Origin of the sequence: Bhargavaea beijingensis, assembly GCF_900101985.1 — a bacterium.
GTDB classification, from domain to species: domain Bacteria; phylum Bacillota; class Bacilli; order Bacillales_A; family Planococcaceae; genus Bhargavaea; species Bhargavaea beijingensis.
Genome location: NZ_FNAR01000042.1, coordinates 1 through 1,196, shown reverse-complemented (window position 1 = coordinate 1,196; position 1,196 = coordinate 1). Strand labels below are relative to the sequence as shown.

The following is a 1,196-nucleotide window of genomic DNA, read 5'->3' as shown; positions in this document are numbered from 1 at the left end:
CTGCGACCTTCGGGTTATGAGCCCGACGAGCTGCCACTGCTCCACTCCGCGATAATCATATAGATTGCTCACTGGTATTTCTGCGCGCTTGATGCGTTGACACCTTACGCAACTGCGTTGCTGCCAGTGTAACTTGTTTGCTTCACCGGTTCAGAGCTGCCCTTGACTGAAGAGGCACAAAAGATGGCGGAGGAAGAGGGATTCGAACCCCCGCGCGGTGTTACCCGCCTCTCGGTTTTCAAGACCGACCCCTTCAGCCAGACTTGGGTATTCCTCCGTTTGAACCAATGAATGGTGGACCTTGCAGGACTCGAACCTGCGACCGGACGGTTATGAGCCGTCTGCTCTAACCAACTGAGCTAAAGGTCCTTTGCAATGGCGGTGGAGGGGATCGAACCCCCGACCTTACGGGTATGAACCGTACGCTCTAGCCAGCTGAGCTACACCGCCGGAATAATATAAATGGTGGAGCCTAGCGGGATCGAACCGCTGACCTCCTGCGTGCAAAGCAGGCGCTCTCCCAGCTGAGCTAAGGCCCCGTAAGATGGTCGGGAAAACAGGATTCGAACCTGCGACCCCTTGGTCCCAAACCAAGTGCTCTACCAAGCTGAGCTATTTCCCGATGATAATAATGGCGCGCCCGACAGGAGTCGAACCCATAACCTTCTGATCCGTAGTCAGACGCTCTATCCAATTGAGCTACGGGCGCATTCATAAAATTCATTTGGTGCCGAGGACCGGTCTCGAACCGGTACGGTAGTCACCTACCGCAGGATTTTAAGTCCTGTGCGTCTGCCAATTCCGCCACCCCGGCGGAAATAAATGGAGCGGAAGACGGGATTCGAACCCGCGACCCCCACCTTGGCAAGGTGGTATTCTACCACTGAACTACTTCCGCATGAATAAGTGGTTTTATAATCTTAAAAAAATGGTGCGGGTGAAGGGACTTGAACCCCCACGTCCGGTAAAGGACACTAGAACCTGAATCTAGCGCGTCTGCCATTCCGCCACACCCGCATGATGTGGTATAGATAAAGGGTGGTGAGCCATGCAGGGCTCGAACCTGCGACCCTCTGATTAAAAGTCAGATGCTCTACCAACTGAGCTAATGGCTCAAAAGTGGTGCCGGCCAGAGGACTTGAACCCCCAACCTACTGATTACAAGTCAGTTGCTCTACCAATTGAGCTAGGCCGGC

The 1,196-nt window shown here is 54.0% G+C and carries 11 tRNA genes; all 11 read right to left on the bottom strand.

Going from position 1 to position 1,196, the window contains the following annotated elements:
- Positions 1-184: 184 nt before the first annotated feature.
- The 11 genes from BLT01_RS14990 to BLT01_RS14940 all read right to left on the bottom strand — a co-directional run bounded on the left by BLT01_RS14990 (position 185) and on the right by BLT01_RS14940 (position 1,196).
- Positions 185-277: transfer RNA gene (locus BLT01_RS14990), tRNA-Ser, on the bottom strand.
- A gap of 15 nt (positions 278-292) precedes the next feature.
- Positions 293-369 (bottom strand) — tRNA-Ile (locus BLT01_RS14985).
- Positions 370-376: 7 nt separating this feature from the next.
- A tRNA-Met gene (locus BLT01_RS14980) sits at positions 377-450 on the bottom strand.
- Between the two features lie 13 nt (positions 451-463).
- Positions 464-539 (bottom strand) — tRNA-Ala (locus tag BLT01_RS14975).
- A gap of 6 nt (positions 540-545) precedes the next feature.
- Positions 546-622 (bottom strand) — tRNA-Pro (locus tag BLT01_RS14970).
- A gap of 10 nt (positions 623-632) precedes the next feature.
- Positions 633-709: transfer RNA gene (locus tag BLT01_RS14965), tRNA-Arg, on the bottom strand.
- Between the two features lie 16 nt (positions 710-725).
- Positions 726-814, bottom strand: a tRNA-Leu gene (locus BLT01_RS14960).
- A 9-nt stretch (positions 815-823) separates the two neighbouring features.
- A tRNA-Gly gene (locus BLT01_RS14955) sits at positions 824-898 on the bottom strand.
- A gap of 31 nt (positions 899-929) precedes the next feature.
- Positions 930-1,017, bottom strand: a tRNA-Leu gene (locus BLT01_RS14950).
- A gap of 22 nt (positions 1,018-1,039) precedes the next feature.
- Positions 1,040-1,115: transfer RNA gene (locus BLT01_RS14945), tRNA-Lys, on the bottom strand.
- Positions 1,116-1,120: 5 nt separating this feature from the next.
- A tRNA-Thr gene (locus BLT01_RS14940) sits at positions 1,121-1,196 on the bottom strand.